This is a genomic window from Arthrobacter sp. B0316-1-20, from assembly GCF_059091865.1.
Genome location: NZ_JBNHHC010000015.1, coordinates 126,257 through 141,166, shown reverse-complemented (window position 1 = coordinate 141,166; position 14,910 = coordinate 126,257). Strand labels below are relative to the sequence as shown.

At 67.4% G+C, this 14,910-nt stretch carries 17 protein-coding genes, 6 tRNA genes and 1 riboswitch; of the genes, 16 read left to right on the top strand and 7 right to left on the bottom strand.

What is annotated here, in order from left to right:
- Positions 1 to 33: 33 nt before the first annotated feature.
- On the top strand, positions 34 to 1,071 hold the full coding sequence (gene zapE, locus AC5RW2_RS23625) for a cell division protein ZapE (RefSeq protein WP_493961929.1): 1,038 nt from the start codon (positions 34 to 36) through the stop codon (positions 1,069 to 1,071).
- Positions 1,072 to 1,189: 118 nt separating this feature from the next.
- Here zapE and AC5RW2_RS23620 read toward each other — a convergent pair whose 3' ends face one another.
- The 6 genes from AC5RW2_RS23620 to AC5RW2_RS23595 all read right to left on the bottom strand — a co-directional run bounded on the left by AC5RW2_RS23620 (position 1,190) and on the right by AC5RW2_RS23595 (position 2,103).
- Positions 1,190 to 1,438 (bottom strand): antitoxin, encoded by a 249-nt coding sequence (locus AC5RW2_RS23620; protein ID WP_493950316.1) that lies wholly within the window; start codon positions 1,436 to 1,438, stop codon positions 1,190 to 1,192.
- 117 nt (positions 1,439 to 1,555) lie between these two features.
- Positions 1,556 to 1,630 (bottom strand) — tRNA-Val (locus AC5RW2_RS23615).
- A gap of 39 nt (positions 1,631 to 1,669) precedes the next feature.
- Positions 1,670 to 1,746 (bottom strand) — tRNA-Gly (locus tag AC5RW2_RS23610).
- A gap of 35 nt (positions 1,747 to 1,781) precedes the next feature.
- A tRNA-Val gene (locus tag AC5RW2_RS23605) sits at positions 1,782 to 1,853 on the bottom strand.
- A gap of 44 nt (positions 1,854 to 1,897) precedes the next feature.
- A tRNA-Cys gene (locus AC5RW2_RS23600) sits at positions 1,898 to 1,968 on the bottom strand.
- A 61-nt stretch (positions 1,969 to 2,029) separates the two neighbouring features.
- Positions 2,030 to 2,103: transfer RNA gene (locus tag AC5RW2_RS23595), tRNA-Gly, on the bottom strand.
- Positions 2,104 to 2,427: 324 nt separating this feature from the next.
- On the opposite strand from AC5RW2_RS23595, the gene AC5RW2_RS23590 reads away from it, so the two are divergent.
- From AC5RW2_RS23590 to hisF, 15 genes are all read left to right on the top strand, one after another.
- Positions 2,428 to 2,502, top strand: a tRNA-Val gene (locus AC5RW2_RS23590).
- Between the two features lie 144 nt (positions 2,503 to 2,646).
- On the top strand, positions 2,647 to 3,516 hold the full coding sequence (locus AC5RW2_RS23585) for a cytochrome (protein WP_493961930.1): 870 nt from the start codon (positions 2,647 to 2,649) through the stop codon (positions 3,514 to 3,516).
- Positions 3,517 to 3,579: 63 nt separating this feature from the next.
- Positions 3,580 to 4,176, top strand: coding sequence for a peptide deformylase (def, locus tag AC5RW2_RS23580; RefSeq protein ID WP_493961931.1), 597 nt, complete (start codon positions 3,580 to 3,582; stop codon positions 4,174 to 4,176).
- Between the two features lie 17 nt (positions 4,177 to 4,193).
- Positions 4,194 to 5,123, top strand: coding sequence for a methionyl-tRNA formyltransferase (fmt, locus tag AC5RW2_RS23575; RefSeq protein WP_493962282.1), 930 nt, complete (start codon positions 4,194 to 4,196; stop codon positions 5,121 to 5,123).
- The gene (locus tag AC5RW2_RS23570; protein WP_493961932.1) at positions 5,120 to 6,712 is read left to right on the top strand and encodes an RsmB/NOP family class I SAM-dependent RNA methyltransferase; all 1,593 of its coding nucleotides are present in this window, start codon (positions 5,120 to 5,122) and stop codon (positions 6,710 to 6,712) included. Before fmt ends, AC5RW2_RS23570 begins: the two co-directional genes overlap by 4 nt.
- Positions 6,713 to 6,779: 67 nt before the next feature.
- Positions 6,780 to 7,439: a ribulose-phosphate 3-epimerase gene (gene rpe, locus AC5RW2_RS23565; protein ID WP_493961933.1), complete on the top strand. Its 660-nt coding sequence runs from the start codon at positions 6,780 to 6,782 to the stop codon at positions 7,437 to 7,439.
- A 70-nt stretch (positions 7,440 to 7,509) separates the two neighbouring features.
- Positions 7,510 to 7,654, top strand: a riboswitch (FMN riboswitch).
- Between the two features lie 108 nt (positions 7,655 to 7,762).
- Positions 7,763 to 8,491, top strand: coding sequence for a nicotinamide riboside transporter PnuC (pnuC, locus tag AC5RW2_RS23560; RefSeq protein WP_493961934.1), 729 nt, complete (start codon positions 7,763 to 7,765; stop codon positions 8,489 to 8,491).
- Positions 8,488 to 9,576: a bifunctional diaminohydroxyphosphoribosylaminopyrimidine deaminase/5-amino-6-(5-phosphoribosylamino)uracil reductase RibD gene (ribD, locus tag AC5RW2_RS23555; protein ID WP_493961935.1), complete on the top strand. Its 1,089-nt coding sequence runs from the start codon at positions 8,488 to 8,490 to the stop codon at positions 9,574 to 9,576. Before pnuC ends, ribD begins: the two co-directional genes overlap by 4 nt.
- On the top strand, positions 9,577 to 10,203 hold the full coding sequence (locus AC5RW2_RS23550; RefSeq protein WP_493950324.1) for a riboflavin synthase: 627 nt from the start codon (positions 9,577 to 9,579) through the stop codon (positions 10,201 to 10,203). It begins immediately after the preceding gene.
- Positions 10,200 to 10,874, top strand: coding sequence for a 3,4-dihydroxy-2-butanone-4-phosphate synthase (ribB, locus tag AC5RW2_RS23545; RefSeq protein WP_493961936.1), 675 nt, complete (start codon positions 10,200 to 10,202; stop codon positions 10,872 to 10,874). Before AC5RW2_RS23550 ends, ribB begins: the two co-directional genes overlap by 4 nt.
- A complete protein-coding gene (gene ribA / locus AC5RW2_RS23540) occupies positions 10,864 to 11,514 on the top strand; it encodes a GTP cyclohydrolase II (protein ID WP_493961937.1) in 651 nt (216 codons plus the stop codon). The genes ribB and ribA overlap by 11 nt, the downstream gene beginning before the upstream one ends.
- 69 nt (positions 11,515 to 11,583) lie before the next feature.
- Positions 11,584 to 12,069 carry a 6,7-dimethyl-8-ribityllumazine synthase gene (gene ribH / locus AC5RW2_RS23535; RefSeq protein WP_493950327.1) on the top strand — a complete coding sequence of 162 codons (486 nt, stop codon included), beginning with the start codon at positions 11,584 to 11,586 and terminating at the stop codon, positions 12,067 to 12,069.
- 88 nt (positions 12,070 to 12,157) lie between these two features.
- Positions 12,158 to 12,421, top strand: a complete 264-nt coding sequence (locus AC5RW2_RS23530; RefSeq protein WP_127514683.1) for a phosphoribosyl-ATP diphosphatase — start codon at positions 12,158 to 12,160, stop codon at positions 12,419 to 12,421.
- A 96-nt stretch (positions 12,422 to 12,517) separates the two neighbouring features.
- Positions 12,518 to 13,363, top strand: coding sequence for an ATP phosphoribosyltransferase (gene hisG, locus AC5RW2_RS23525; protein WP_493961938.1), 846 nt, complete (start codon positions 12,518 to 12,520; stop codon positions 13,361 to 13,363).
- A 17-nt stretch (positions 13,364 to 13,380) separates the two neighbouring features.
- Entirely contained in the window at positions 13,381 to 14,151 is a 771-nt protein-coding gene (gene hisF, locus AC5RW2_RS23520) for an imidazole glycerol phosphate synthase subunit HisF (protein WP_493950329.1), read from the top strand.
- A gap of 45 nt (positions 14,152 to 14,196) precedes the next feature.
- On the opposite strand, the gene AC5RW2_RS23515 is transcribed toward hisF, so the two are convergent.
- Positions 14,197 to 14,841: a TIGR03085 family metal-binding protein gene (locus AC5RW2_RS23515; protein ID WP_493950693.1), complete on the bottom strand. Its 645-nt coding sequence runs from the start codon at positions 14,839 to 14,841 to the stop codon at positions 14,197 to 14,199.
- Between the last annotated feature and the right edge of the window lie 69 nt (positions 14,842 to 14,910).

Genomic DNA, 14,910 nt, shown 5'->3' with positions numbered 1-14,910 from the left:
AACTCATGTCAGGAAAGCAGCGGTAAGCGTCACGTGCCCAAGATTGAACAGCTTTCACGCCGGACCCCCAAAGTGTCCGTGGACGAACTGCTGGCGGGCCTGCACCCGTCGCCTCGCTTCGGCGAAGTGTCCTTTGCCAGCTACCGTCCGGACCCGGCGCAGCCGTCCCAATCCGCGGCGGTCAAGGCGCTGCAGCACTTTGCCGCTGCCGTCGACCGGCCCAAGCCGAAGGGCTTGAAGAAGCTGTTTGGCGGCGCCAAACCGGAAACCCGCTCCGGCATCTATCTGGACGGCGGCTTCGGCGTCGGTAAGACGCACCTGCTCGCCTCGCTCTGGCACGCGGTGGACGGACCGAAGGCCTTCGGCACCTTCGTGGAGTACACCAACCTGGTGGGCGCCTTGTCCTTCCGCAAGACCGTGGAAGCGCTCAGCAGCTACCGGCTGGTTTGCATCGACGAATTCGAACTGGATGATCCCGGCGACACAGTGCTGATGTCGCGGTTGATGCGCGAGCTGGCCGACGCCGGGGTCAAGCTGGCCGCCACGTCCAATACCTTGCCCGGTTCGCTGGGGGAGGGGCGCTTTGCTGCCGTCGATTTCCAACGCGAAATCCAGGTGTTGTCCGACCAGTTCGACGTCATCCGCGTGGACGGCGAAGACTACCGGCACCGCGGGCTGCCGGCCGCACCGGCACCGCTCAGCGACCACGAGCTCAAGCGCCGGCTGCGTGAATTCGACGGCAAGGTGGTGGCCGCCGACGAATTCTCCGACCTCGTCAACCATTTGGAGGGGGTGCATCCCAGCCGCTACCGCCAGTTCCTCGACGGCGTGGATGCGGTTGCCTGGCACAACGTGCGCACCATCTCCGAACAGGCCCTGGCCTTGCGCTTCGTGGTGCTCGCCGACCGCCTGTACGACAAGGACGTGCCGATCATCGCCAGCGGCGTGCCGTTCGATCAGCTGTTCACACCGGAAATGATGTCCGGCGGCTACATGAAGAAGTACTTCCGGGCAGTGTCCCGCCTGACCGCGCTGGCCCGGGAAGGCCAGGCCGGCGAAGCCGCCGCATAGGCTCTCCCTCGACTCAGGCGCAGCTTCGCGGTGCGCCGCAACGAGGAGGACTCCTTAACGAAGAAGGGTGCCGGTGCCGCCTCCCGGCGGTCCGGCACCCTCCATGGCGTGCTAAGGGCTAGTTGGACGAAGCGTTCCCGTCGGACGGCGCCTGGCCACCCGCACCGCCGAACGAGTCGACGAAATCGGAGGCCTTGGCCTGCAGGCCGTCTACCTGCTTGGAATACTTACCGCCGGTCTTGGTGTCGATGTAACCACCGACGTTGCCGACGGCACCCTTGATCGTGTCAGAGTTTTCTCCCACGAGACCGGCTGCCTTGTCCTTGAGCGCTCCTGCCCTGCCCTTGAGCTCGTCAAATAAAGTCACCAGCACCTCCTTCCTGACGGGGGGCCCTTCGCCCCTGCTATTTCCATCGTAGGCACTTCGCAGCGGGTGCTCAATAGTTTAAACAACTAAGGCTCCCACTAGGGGGAGCCGTCTATATGGTGGGCGATACTGGGATCGAACCAGTGACCTCTTCCGTGTCAGGGAAGCGCGCTACCGCTGCGCCAATCGCCCCGGTCTGCCCGAGGCGGGCGCTGGAGGAATGAAAAAAACTGGAGCGGACGACGGGATTCGAACCCGCGACATCCACCTTGGCAAGGTGGTGCTCTAGCCAGCTGAGCTACGTCCGCGCGAAACTGTTCCGGATCACTCCGGCCTGTTTCAGTGGGCGATACTGGGATCGAACCAGTGACCTCTTCCGTGTCAGGGAAGCGCGCTACCGCTGCGCCAATCGCCCGTGATCTCTCACGAGATGTTGCCTGCTTGCCATGCCACCGAACGAGGTGGGGACGGGATTCGAACCCGCGTATACGGCTTTGCAGGCCGCTGCCTCGCCTCTCGGCCACCCCACCGCGCCTATGAGCTGACGCTCTAGGACCGGCCAGCGAAGCTGGCGCTAAACAGTGACTTGCGAGCGGACGACGGGATTCGAACCCGCGACATCCACCTTGGCAAGGTGGTGCTCTAGCCAGCTGAGCTACGTCCGCAGAAGTTATCCATCACTTTGGCCGCGAACCGTTGGTTGCTCTGCTCGCGGCGTTGTTGTGATTTCCAACGAGTAAAAACTCTATAGGACGTTTCCCGCTTCGTCCAATCGGCGACACCGGCGAATAAAGCGCCCGTAAATCCAGGGGTCACATGCCCGACGGCGGTGCCCGCGGAGGGAGCCAGCGCGCCTCGGTTGTGACCTCGCTGCCGGCTGGCTCAGCCGAATGCAGGCGGCAGTTCCCGGCGATTTTTGATTCTCCGGACCTGTGGGCTAGCATTTCTACACGTTGCAGGAAGCGTTCGGCGCATCCGCAGCACGTTAGGGGCGATTGGCGCAGTGGTAGCGCGCTTCGTTCACACCGAAGAGGTCACTGGTTCGAACCCAGTATCGCCCACCACTTCACAACATCCCGGCCAGGCAACAGCCCGGCCGGGATGTCTGTTTTGGGTACCGGGACGCTGCAGGCTGCCCTAGGCCGCAGGTGACCCGCAAGCGCGGACTGCGGACCGGAACCGTCAGTGGAACCTGAGAAGATCTCTATATGACTGCACCACTCCTTGCGCATGCCACCGCCAACGGCCGGATGTACGCGCGCTCCACCTCCGAGCCGCCGTCGGTCCCTTCCATCACCACGGTGATTGCACAGGAGCCGACCACGCTGGACGGCTGGTTCGCGCACATGGCGGCCACCTCCTTGGCGTCGGACGCCCGGTTGGCCGAGGCCGCCGGTAATCCGGGCCGGCTGCGGACGCTGGCCAAAGAAGCCACGCTGGCGGCGGACCGCTACCGGGACGCGGCTGCACTGCGCGGCGACCGGGTCCACGGGTACTGCGAACAGGTGGCACTGCGGGCACTGGACAAAGACCATGACGTCGCCGGGGCGCGGGAGGCGCTGAAGGCAAACGGCGAAGAAGCTTTCGCCGACAGGTTCGACGAATGGTGGCAGCTTTACGCGGTGGAGCCGATAGCTCCGGAGATCACCGTCTGGAACCAGGAAGTGGGGTACGCCGGCACCTTGGACCTGGTGGCCCGGATCGGCGGTCGAACCTGCCTGATTGACTTCAAGACCAAGGGGACGGACCGCAACGGCCAGGTCAAAGCGCTCAATGACAAGGTGGTCATGCAGCTGGTCGCGGGCATGAAGGCGCAGGAGTCCTTGGTGGACGGCGTGACGGGAATCTGGGAGCCGTGGGCGCACGGCGACGACCCGTTGTTGTTGGGTGTCGCCATCGGCGAGACGGAAGTCCGCCCCATGCGCGCCAACCCCGAGGTGCTCCGCTGGCACTGGTACCGGTTCTGCTCGCTGCGGCGTGCCTGGGAGACGCACCTCCAGGTGTCTGAAGCCGGCCGCGCGCTGCTGCCGATAGCGCCTCCGTCCCCGGCCCTGCAGACGGCCCAGCAGGCCCACTAAACTGGACCGGAACCCAACAACTTTCAGCTCCGCCAACGCGGCAGCAGTGAGGACGAGAACTACATGGCGATCCTGAGCATCCGGATTATCGGCGACCCCGTCCTGCGGACCAAGGCGGAACCGGTGACCGAGTTCGGGCCGGAACTGGCCAAGCTGGTAGCGGACATGGACGAAACCATGGAGGACGTCGACGGAGCAGGGCTGGCCGCCCCGCAGATTGGCGTCAGCCTGCGCGTCTTTACTTTCCGGGTGGCCGGGCAGCGGGGCCACGTGATCAACCCAGTGCTTGAGCTCAGCGACGACTTTCAACAGGACGTGAGCGAAGGCTGCCTGTCCATCCCCGGACTGGGCTACCCGGTGCGCCGGCGCCGCTGGACGCGGGTGACGGGCCAGGATCTGCACGGCAACCCGGTGGAATACGAAGGCGAAGGCATGCTGGCCCGCTGCTTCCAACATGAGACCGACCACCTGGACGGCATCCTCTACATCGACCACCTCACCGGCGAGGACCGTAAGCACGCGCTGCGGTCCATCCGCAATGCGGGCTATAACGAAGTGGCCGGTGAAACCCAGGCCCAGCGGGCCGCGCACGTCCGTTCCGGCTTCAGCCGCGAAGCGGCACCGGCACGTACCGGTTCCTTCGGGCAGCCGCTGGCATGACGGAAAGCGGCAACGGCTTGCGCGTTCTTTTCGCCGGCACGCCAGGCGTGGCGGTACCGTCCCTCGACCGGCTAGTGCAGGACGGCTTCGAGATCGTGGCTGTGCTCACCCGGGAGGATGCGCCGGTGGGCCGGAAACGCATCCTGACTCCCTCGCCCGTGGCTGCCCGCGCCGTTGAACTGGGCGTGCCGGTGATCCGGGCCAACCGGATCGACCAGGGCGTCATGGATGCCATCCGTTCAGCCGCCCCGGATGTGGCGGCCATCGTGGCCTATGGCGGTCTCGTCCCGGAAACAGCCCTTGGCATTCCGGAACATGGCTGGATCAACCTACACTTCTCCCTGTTGCCTGCGTGGCGCGGTGCCGCGCCGGTGCAACACGCCGTTATCCACGGCGACGATGTCACCGGTGCCTCCACCTTCTTGCTGGAAAAGGGGCTGGATACCGGCCCGGTCTACGGCACCTTGACCGAGGCGCTGCGCCCGGAGGACACCAGCGGCGACCTGCTGGAGAGACTGTCCCGCAGCGGCGCCGTGCTGCTGTCCCAAACACTCGCGGCCGTCGGCGCAGGCAAAGCCGCGGCGGTGGCGCAGACCGGCGAGGTCAGCCTGGCGCCCAAGCTGGCGCTGGAGGACGGACACATTGATTGGCGGCAGCCGGCGCTGGCCATCCGCCGCCGCATCAATGGGGTGACTCCGGAGCCCGGCGCCTGGACCATGCTCGATGGGCAGCGGTTCAAGCTGGGACCGGTACGACCGCGCCCGGAGACCCGGGATTTGCTGCCCGGGGCGGTCAGGCTGTCCGGCGGCTCGTCGGCGTCCGCCCTGGTGGGCACCGGCTCCCACGCGGTTGAGCTGGACAAGGTTCAGCCGGCAGGCAAAAAGATGATGGATGCTGCAGACTGGGCCCGCGGGCTTGGGCAGCGTGAGGATGTGCACTTCGAATGAACGGCCGGAACGAAGGCGGCCGGAACAACGGCCGTGGCAACAACGAAGGACGCGGCCGCGATAACCCCCGTGGGAACAACCGCGGCAGCGGTCCAAGCGGCGGACGACGTGATGCTGCCGGGCGGGAGCGAAACCGCGGCGGCACCCGGCACTACTCGCAGGCGGCCCCGTCGCAGCGGTCCAGGACGGCAGATCCGGCGCGGCTGGCCGCATTCGAGGTGCTGCGCGCGGTGGAACGGGACGACGCGTATGCCAACTTGGTGCTGCCGGCCAGCATCCGCAAACACCGGCTGGACAAACGCGACGCCGGTTTCGCCACGGAACTGGCTTACGGCGCCTTGCGCGGCCTGGGCACCTACGATGCCATTCTCGCCCGCTGCGTCGACCGGCCACTGGACCAGCTGGACCCGGCGATCCTTGACGCGCTGCGCCTGGGCGCCCACCAACTGCTGGCCATGCGGGTGCCGGCGCATGCCGCCTTGGACCAGACCGTCAGCCTGGCCCGCGCGGTGATCGGCGCCGGGCCCGGTTCGCTGATCAATGCCGTGCTGCGCAAGGTGACCGCGCACGACCTCAGCGGCTGGACCGCCGAGCTGACGGCGGGGGAGACCGACCCGGTCAAGGCCGCCGCCTTGGAACACAGCCACCCGGAGTGGATCGTGCGGGCGTTGCGGCAGTCGCTGGCTGGCCATGGCCGCAGTGTGGACGAACTGGAAGACTTGCTGGTTGCCGACAACGCCGCACCGGTGGTGAACCTGGTGGCGCTGCCCGGCCTGGGCACGTTGGACGAGGCGGTCGAGGCAGGGGCCGAGCCCGGCGAACTTGTCGAAGGCTCCGCCCTCTACGCCGGCGGCGACGTCGGCCGGCTGGCCAGCGTCCGATCCGGAACCACCCGCGTCCAAGATGCCGGGTCCCAACTGGTGGCCCGTGCCCTGGCCGCAGCGGCCCCGGCAACGCCGGACGAGCGCTGGCTCGACCTCTGCGCCGGCCCAGGCGGAAAGGCGGCTCTGTTGGCTGCCTTGGCCGCCGAACAGGGCGCCACGTTGTTGGCTAACGAAGTGGCCGTGCACCGTGCCGAGTTGGTCCGCAAGGCGCTGGCTCCGGTTCCGCCTGACGTCTGGGAGATCCGTACCGGAGACGGCCGCGAGGTCGGCGACCTGTATGCCGGCCAGTTCGACCGGATCATGGTGGATGCGCCCTGCACCGGATTGGGAGCCCTCCGGCGCCGCCCGGAATCCCGCTGGCGCCGGAAACCCTCCGACGTTGCCCAACTGGGTCCCCTGCAGCGCGACCTGCTCGAAGCAGCCGTCGCGGCCGCCAAGCCGGGCGGCCTGATCGCCTATGTGACCTGCTCCCCGCACCCGGCGGAGACGACGGCGGTGGTCGCCGACCTGCTGCGCCGGCACCCCGCGCTGGAACTGCTGGACACATCCGCCGTCCTCGACGGTGTCAGCCTCCCTGGCCACCTGGAAGCAGGACAGCCGGGCGGGGACACGGTCGGCCGGGCCGGCGGGACCACCACGCAGCTCTGGCCGCACCGCCACGGCACCGATGCCATGTTCATGGCGCTGCTGCGCCGCAGCAACTGACCCGTACCCGCGCAACCCGCGCAGAGCCCCACATCCGACAACACCTAGACAGGCAGGCAAGCAACCGATGGCCCACTGCTGCATCAACCCCAGCATCCTCTCGGCTGATTTCGTCAACCTCGAAGCCGAACTGCAGCGGATCAGCACCGCCGACGCGGTGCATGTGGATGTGATGGACAACCACTTTGTGCCGAACCTGACCATCGGGCTGCCGGTGGTGCAGCGGATTCAGGAGGTCAGCAGCCTGCCGTTGGACGCGCACCTGATGATTGCCGATCCCGACCGGTGGGCGCCGGCCTATGCCGAAGCCGGCATCGAATCGGTGACCTTCCATGTGGAAGCGGCGAAGGCGCCGGTGCGGCTGGCCAGGGAGCTGAGGTTCCACGGAGCCAAGGCGGGCATGGCGCTCAAGCCGGCCACCGCCGTCGAACCGTATCTCGATCTGCTCCCCGAGATGGACCTGCTGCTGATCATGACCGTTGAACCGGGCTTCGGCGGCCAGGCATTTTTGGAGGTGACGCTGCCCAAGATCCGCAAGGCGGCGAACGCGGTGGCCGGCTCCGGGCTGCCGGTGGCGATCCAAGTGGACGGCGGCGTCACCCAGGAGACGATTGTGCGGGCCGCGGAGGCCGGTGCCACGGTTTTCGTCGCCGGCTCCGCCGTTTATGGCCAGCCGGACCCTGAGCAAGCCATCGCCTCGCTGCGGGCCGCGGCCAAGGTTCTGTGACGGCTGTTACACGATGTGACGGGAATGCCGGACCCCTGCAGCAGTTGTGAGAGCATAGTTACGCAAACACAACGTGCTCCGGGGTCGGTGTAAGTCCGAACCGGCGGTTATAGTCCGCGACCCGTTGCCCAAGGTTCCACCCGGAACCCGAGGCCACGGTTGAACCGGTGAAATTCCGGTACCGACAGTTAAAGTCTGGATGGGAGAAGCACGTACAGGTGGCAGCAATGGGCCACCGGGTACGGCCACTGGCCGTTATCCCGGATGCCCGGACCTACCGCACTGTCGTTCCCCCGGAGCCGCCGCGGCTCGAAAGGAACGGCATGGAATTTCTGCGGTGGCTCTTTGAAGCTCAGATTCCCGTTGCCGGCAGCTCACTGCTGCTGCGCGAAGTTCTGGGAAATGTTTTTGGACTCCTCAGCGCCTTCGGCGGCATGCGCCGAAAAGTGTGGGCCTGGCCGGTGGGCATTATCGGCAACCTCCTGCTGCTGACGGTCTTCCTTGGCTCGCTGTTCGGCTCGGCCAACACCGCCAACCTGCTGGGACAGGCCGGCCGGCAGATCATGTTCATTGCGGTGGCCGTTTACGGTTGGAACCGCTGGCGCTCCGCACGCAACGGCACCGGCCGCGCCATTACCCCGCAGTGGGCCGGCGGCAGGGCGCGAGTGGGCCTGGTGGCTGCCCTGCTCTTGGGTACCGTCGCCCTCACCCCGGTCTTTGCCGCCCTGGGCTCCTACGAGCCGGTGTGGGCCGACGCCTGGACCTTCGTCGGGTCGCTGCTGGCCACCTACGGCATGGCCCGCGGCTGGGTTGAGTTCTGGCTGATCTGGGTCGCGGTGGACATTGTGGGCGTGCCGCTGCTGTTCAGTGCCGGCTACTACGCCAGCGCCTTCATGTATCTCTTCTACGGCGGCTTCACCCTGGTCGGGTTCTTCGTCTGGTGGCGGGCCAACGCCCAGGCCAAGCCCGAAGTCGAGACGCTGCACCCGGATCCGCGGATCGGGCAGCCGGCGGGGGCCGGCGGCGACGACGAGCCGGTGCATGCGCGATGAGTCAACCAGCCCCCGGCACCAGCCAGAAATTTTCGACGGCGGAGCAGCGCGGCATGGAGCTGGCGCTGCAGGCCGCCGGACTGGGTGTGCGCGGAGCGAATCCCCTGGTGGGAGCGGCGATCATCGATCCGCGCGGCGACGTGGTCAGCACCGGCTACCACCGGGGTGCCGGCACGCCGCACGCTGAAGTGGATGCGCTGGCCAACGTGCCATCGGGACGTGAAGCGGAGCTGGCTGACTGCACCATGCTGGTGACCCTGGAGCCGTGCAATCACCGCGGCCGGACAGGCCCCTGCTCCGGCGCCATTGTGGAAGCAGGCATCGGTTCGCTCGTCTACGCTGCGGCCGACCCCACCCATGAGGCGGCCGGCGGAGCCCAGCGGCTGGCGGCCGCCGGCGTCGCCGTACGCACCGGACTCATGCCGCAGCCGGCCCAGGAGCTGAACCACCGCTGGTTCCGGGCCCGGCGGGAAAACCGGCCGTTCACCACGCTGCACATCGCCCAAACAGTGGACGGACTGATCGCTGCGGCGGACGGCACCAGCCAGTGGATCACCGGGGAGGAAGCCCGGGCCGACAGCCACGGCATCCGCTCCCGTGCGGATGCGATCATCGCCGGCAACGGAACCATCGCCGCCGACAACCCCCGGCTCACCGCCCGGGACCCGGCCGGAGCCGAGACGCCGGGCCAGCCGCTGCGAGTGGTGATGGGGCGCCGGAAAGTGCCTGCAGACGCGGCCGTCCGCGGCACCGATGGACGGTTCCTGCAACTGGCTACCCATGATCCCGCTGAAGTGTTGGCCGAACTGGCCGGGCGTGGCGTCGGCCACGCCATGATCGAAGGCGGAGCCACCATCGCCTCGGCCTTCTTGCGCGCTGACCTGGTCGATGAGCTGGTCCTCTACCTGGCGCCGCTGATGCTCGGGGCCGGCACCCGCGCGGTGGCCGACCTTGGCATCGGCACACTGGCCGACGCGGGCCGGTGGCGCTGGGACAGCGCCGGCGGCAGTGCCCGCACCCTGGGCGCGGACCTGCGCCTGCACCTTGAACCTCTGCCGTTAAACGGCACCCAGAAAGGCAAGTGAATGTTTACCGGAATCATCGCCGAACAAGGGCGGGTTGAATCCCTGGACCTGAGTCCATCCACCGACAGCGCCGTGCTGACCTTCACCGCGCCCCGAACGGCCTCCGGCCTCGGGCTCGGTGGCTCGATCGCCGTCAACGGTGTGTGCCTCACCGCCGTCGCGCTGGACGGCAGCCGGGTCAGCGTTGACGTGATGGGCGAGACGCTGACGCGCACCACCACCGGGTCGCTCCAGCCGGGGCAGGCCGTCAACCTGGAGCGCTGCGTGCCGGCCGGCGGGCGGCTGGACGGTCACGTGGTCCAAGGCCATGTGGACGGCGTGGGCACGCTGGTTGAACGGGAGGACTTGGGCGACTGGGAACGCCTGCGTTTCACCGTTCCGCTGGAGCTGGCCCGCTACATAGCGGAGAAGGGATCCATCGCCGTCGACGGCGTCTCGCTGACGGTCACGGCGGTCAGCGATGCATCAGCGGCGACTCAGTTCTTCGAGGTCGGCCTGATCCCCACCACGCTGGCCGACACCGGACTGGGCGCGAAACAGCCCGGAGACACCGTGAACCTGGAAGTGGACGTCCTGGCCAAGTACGCCGAGCGGCTGCTGGCCTTCACCTCCGGAGCCCGGTCATGAGCGCCGCCGTGGAGCCGCGGATCGCGCTCGATACCATCGAAGCCGCGGTCGCGGCGATCGCCGCCGGCCGCCCCGTCGTCGTCGTCGATGACGAGGACCGGGAAAACGAAGGCGACATCATCTTCGCCGCCGACGCCGCCACCCCTGAGCTGATGGGCTGGACCATCCGCTATACCTCGGGCGTGATTTGCGTGCCGCTCGCGGCGGCCCGTGCCGACGAACTGGGGCTGCCGCCGATGGTTGAAGTCAACCAAGATGCCAAGGGCACGGCCTACACGGTGTCCTGCGACGCCGCCGTCGGCGTAACCACCGGGATTAGTTCCGCGGACCGTGCGCGCACCGCACTGGTACTCGCCGCTGCGGACAGTACCGCCGCAGATTTGACCCGGCCCGGCCATGTCTTTCCGCTGCGCGCGGTCGACGGCGGCGTGCTGGCGCGCCGCGGGCACACCGAGGCGGCCGTGGACCTGTGCCGGCTGGGCGGGCGTGCGCCGGTCGGCGTCATCGCCGAGCTGGTGCATGACGAGGGGGATATGATGCGGCTGCCGGCCCTGCGGGCTTTCGCCGACGAGCACAACTGCCCGCTGGTCTCGATCGAGGACCTGGCGAACCACCTGTCCGGGGGAGCGGTCCCGGCATCCCTTCCGAAGGCGGTTGGCAGTGGCCACTGACGACATCCGCGAAAAGCCGCCGGCTGCAACGGTCGAGGCCGGGCCGTCGGTTCAGCTGCCCACTGCCTTCGGCAACTTCATGGCGCAAGCCTGGACGGATGCCGCCACCGGCGTGGAGCACTTGAGCATCACCTCCCCGGTCCGGCCGGCGGCCGAGCCGTTGGTCCGGCTGCACTCCGAATGCCTGACCGGGGATGTGTTCGCGTCCTACCGATGCGACTGCGGCGAGCAATTGGAACAGGCGCTGGGACTGATCGGGGAGCAGGGCGGAACCGTCCTTTACCTGCGCGGGCAGGAGGGGCGCGGCATCGGCCTGGCCAACAAAATGCGGGCTTACGCACTGCAGGAAGCCGGCGCCGACACGGTGGAAGCCAACGAGCAGTTGGGGCTGCCAGTGGATGCGCGCGACTATTCGGCTGCGGCCGCCATCCTGCGTGCCATGGGCATCGGCTCCATCCGGCTGCTGAGCAACAACCCGGCCAAAAGCTTGATGTTGGCAGCGCTCGGCATCCAGGTAGCGGAGATGGTGACCGCCGAAGTTCCCTTCCGCGAGCAGAACCGCCGCTACCTGGAGACGAAGCGGGACCGGATGGACCATCGGCTGGCTGTCCTACAGACCACGCCCGTACAGCAGAGCTGATGCCCGCGCCTTCGGCCACACCCATCCACTGCTGATCACTACCCACCAACACATTCACGAAGGAAGAACATGAGCGGACACGGAGCCCCAGTTATCGACATCACCGGCCTGCAGGAGGCGACCGGCGGGCTGAAGCTCGCGATTGTCGCCGCCAGTTGGCACACCCAGATCATGGACGGTCTGGTCAACGGCGCGCTGCGCGCGGCCTCCGAGGCGGGAATCGACGACCCTGCCTTGGTCCGCGTACCCGGCGCCTTCGAGCTGCCCGTGGCAGCCGCCCGCCTGGCCCCGCACTATGACGCAGTGGTGGCGCTCGGCGTGGTGATCCGCGGGGGCACGCCGCACTTTGAGTACGTGTGCCAGGCCGCCACCGAGGGGCTGACCAATGTCAGCGTCCGGACCGGCAAGCCGGTGGGCTTCGGCGTGCTCACCTGCGATACGGAGCAGCAAGGACTGGACCGTGCAGGTCTGGAGGACTCCAACGAGGACAAAGGGCACGAGGCGGTTACCGCAGCGCTGGCAACTGCGGCTACGCTCCGGGGCCTCGGCGTGTGAGCGGGCGCCCGGCTGGCGCCGGAGGGGTTCGTCACAATGCGTACGGCCGTTTGTGGCGGCCCCGCGCTCCTGACGTAGGCTAAAGGGCGTGAAATCCTTCGAATCCCTGTTTGCGGAACTGAGCGACAAGGCGCAGCAGCGCCCGGAGGGCTCCCGTACGGTAGCCGAGCTGGATTCCGGCATCCACGGGATCGGGAAGAAGGTCGTCGAAGAGGCCGCCGAAGTCTGGATGGCAGCCGAATACGAATCCGACGAGGCCGCCGCTGAGGAAATCTCCCAGCTGTTGTACCACCTGCAGGTCCTGATGATCGCCAAGGGATTGCAGCTGGAGGACGTCTACAAGCATCTGTAGCGGGACGCCGCCGTCGTCGGCGCCCCGCCCGGACCCAGGCCGAATCCATCCTTGCAGGCCGCGCTGCGGCCGAGCCGATTCCAGAAAGACTTCCAGATGCTCCGTGTAGCTGTCCCCAACAAGGGATCCCTGTCCGAGGCCGCCTCCGCCATGCTGGGGGAAGCCGGTTACCGCCAGCGCCGCGACAGCCGCGAACTGGTCATGACCGACCCGGACAACGATATTGAGTTCTTCTTCCTGCGCCCCCGCGACATCGCCGTCTATGTGGGCTCCGGCACCCTGGACGTCGGCATCACCGGCCGCGACCTGTTCCTGGATGCGCAGGTGGAGGCGGTGGAGCTGATGAACCTCGGGTTCGGAGCATCCACGTTTCGGTTCGCCGGCCCGGTGGGGGAGTTTTCCCGCGCCGAGCAATTAAACGGCAAGCGCCTGGCCACCAGCTACGACGGGCTGCTGCGCAGCTACCTGTCCGAGCGCGGCATCGAGGCCTCCGTGGTCCGGTTGGACGGAGCGGTTGAATCCTCCGTTCGTTTGGGTGTGGCCGATGCCATCGCCGATGTGGTGGAAACCGGCAACACCCTGCGCGCCGCAGGCATGGAGATTTTCGGCGACCCCATCCTGAAATCCGAGGCCGTGCTGATCGGCCGCGCCGGCGAGACCCCTCCGCCAGGACTGGCTGTGCTGATGCGCCGGCTCCGCGGCGTGATTGTGGCCCGCGAATACGTGATGATGGACTACGACATCCGCAAGGATCTGGTGGATGCCGCCGCGACGTTGACCCCCGGCCTTGAATCACCCACGGTCTCTCCGCTGCGCGACACCGACTGGGTGGCGGTGCGTTCAATGGTCCGGCGGACCCAGACCAACCGGATCATGGACGAGCTTTACGATCTCGGTGCCCGGGCCATTCTGGTCAGCACCATCCACGCCTGCCGCATCTGATTGCTCCGGAGTAAGCCATGACTGTTGCCATCCGCGTTATCCCCTGCCTCGACGTCGACGCCGGACGTGTGGTCAAGGGGGTCAATTTCGAAGGCCTGCGCGACGCCGGTGATCCGGTGGAGCTGGCGCACCGGTACGACCGTGCCGGCGCCGACGAGCTTACGTTCCTGGACGTCACCGCTTCGTCCGGCAACCGGGAAACGACCTTCGACGTGGTGGCCCGCACCGCCGAGGAAGTCTTCATCCCGCTGACCGTGGGCGGCGGCGTGCGGGAAGTGGCCGACGTCGACAAACTGCTGCGGTTCGGAGCCGACAAGGCCGCGATCAATACCGCCGCGGTGGCCCGGCCCGACGTGATCGACGAAATCACCCGCCATTTTGGTTCCCAGGTACTGGTGCTCTCGCTGGATGCCCGCCGCACTGACAACCCCTCGGTGGCCTCCGGATTCGAAGTCACCACGCACGGCGGCCGCAAAGGCACCGGCATCGACGCGGTGCAGTGGGCGACGGAAGCGGCGGACCGCGGCGTAGGGGAGCTGCTGCTCAACTCGATCGACGCGGACGGCACCAAGGACGGCTTCGATCTGGAAATGATCCGCGCCGTCCGGGCCGCCGTGAAAGTTCCGCTGATCGCGTCGGGAGGCGCCGGGAAGCCGGAACACTTCCCGCCAGCCGTCGCCGCCGGAGCCGACGCCGTGTTGGCCGCATCGGTATTCCACTTTGGTCCCGACGACGCGATTGCGCAGGTCAAGCAGGCTATCCGGGAAGCGGGCTATCCGGTCCGGTGATCCGCTCCGGTGCCCGGCTGGGCAAGGCCAGATCGGCGTCCGGTGTCAGAGGCCGATGTCGGCGCTCTCCAGCAGGGCCAGTGCATCGGGCTGGCCCTCAAAGGTGACCAGGGCGTGCTTGGTGCGGCCGTGGGCATGCATCAGCAGTTCGCTGGGTTCCCCGACGATGGCCACCGATACCGGCGCGCGCTTGGCCACGTGACGCGGCCCATCCGGGCGCACCAGCACGATGCCCAGATCCACGCCCCGGTACAACAGCGCGGCACGCTTGACCAGGTCCTCCCACAGGGCGGTTGAATAGTCCTCGTCGAGCGCGCGCGGTGCCCAGCGGTCGGTGGCGCGGCGCACGTCTTCGGTATGGACGAAGAATTCCACCAGGTTGGCCACGTTGTCCACGGCTGGGACTTTGAGCGGCGATATGGCCGGCGGCCCGGCTCGGAAGGCTTCCACCAGTTTGGCGTAGCTGGCCGTCGTCCGGGCCTTGTCAGCCGTCTTCCGCGTGGCGTTGTCGGAGACTTTGGCGAGCGGTTTAAAGGCCAGTCCGAGTGCGGCCCCCACCCGATGTTCACGGATATACAGGTGCGCCGCGAGCTCCGCAGTCTTCCATCCCTCGCACAGGGTCGGCGAATCCGGCCCGGCAGCCAGCAAGGTCTCGGCCAGGACTTCACGGGACGGATTAACGTAATGCATCACTTCTGAACCTAGCACGAAGCCGCTGGTTTCGGGCCGCGAATCATGTCCCTTCCAGCAGCCCTGGCG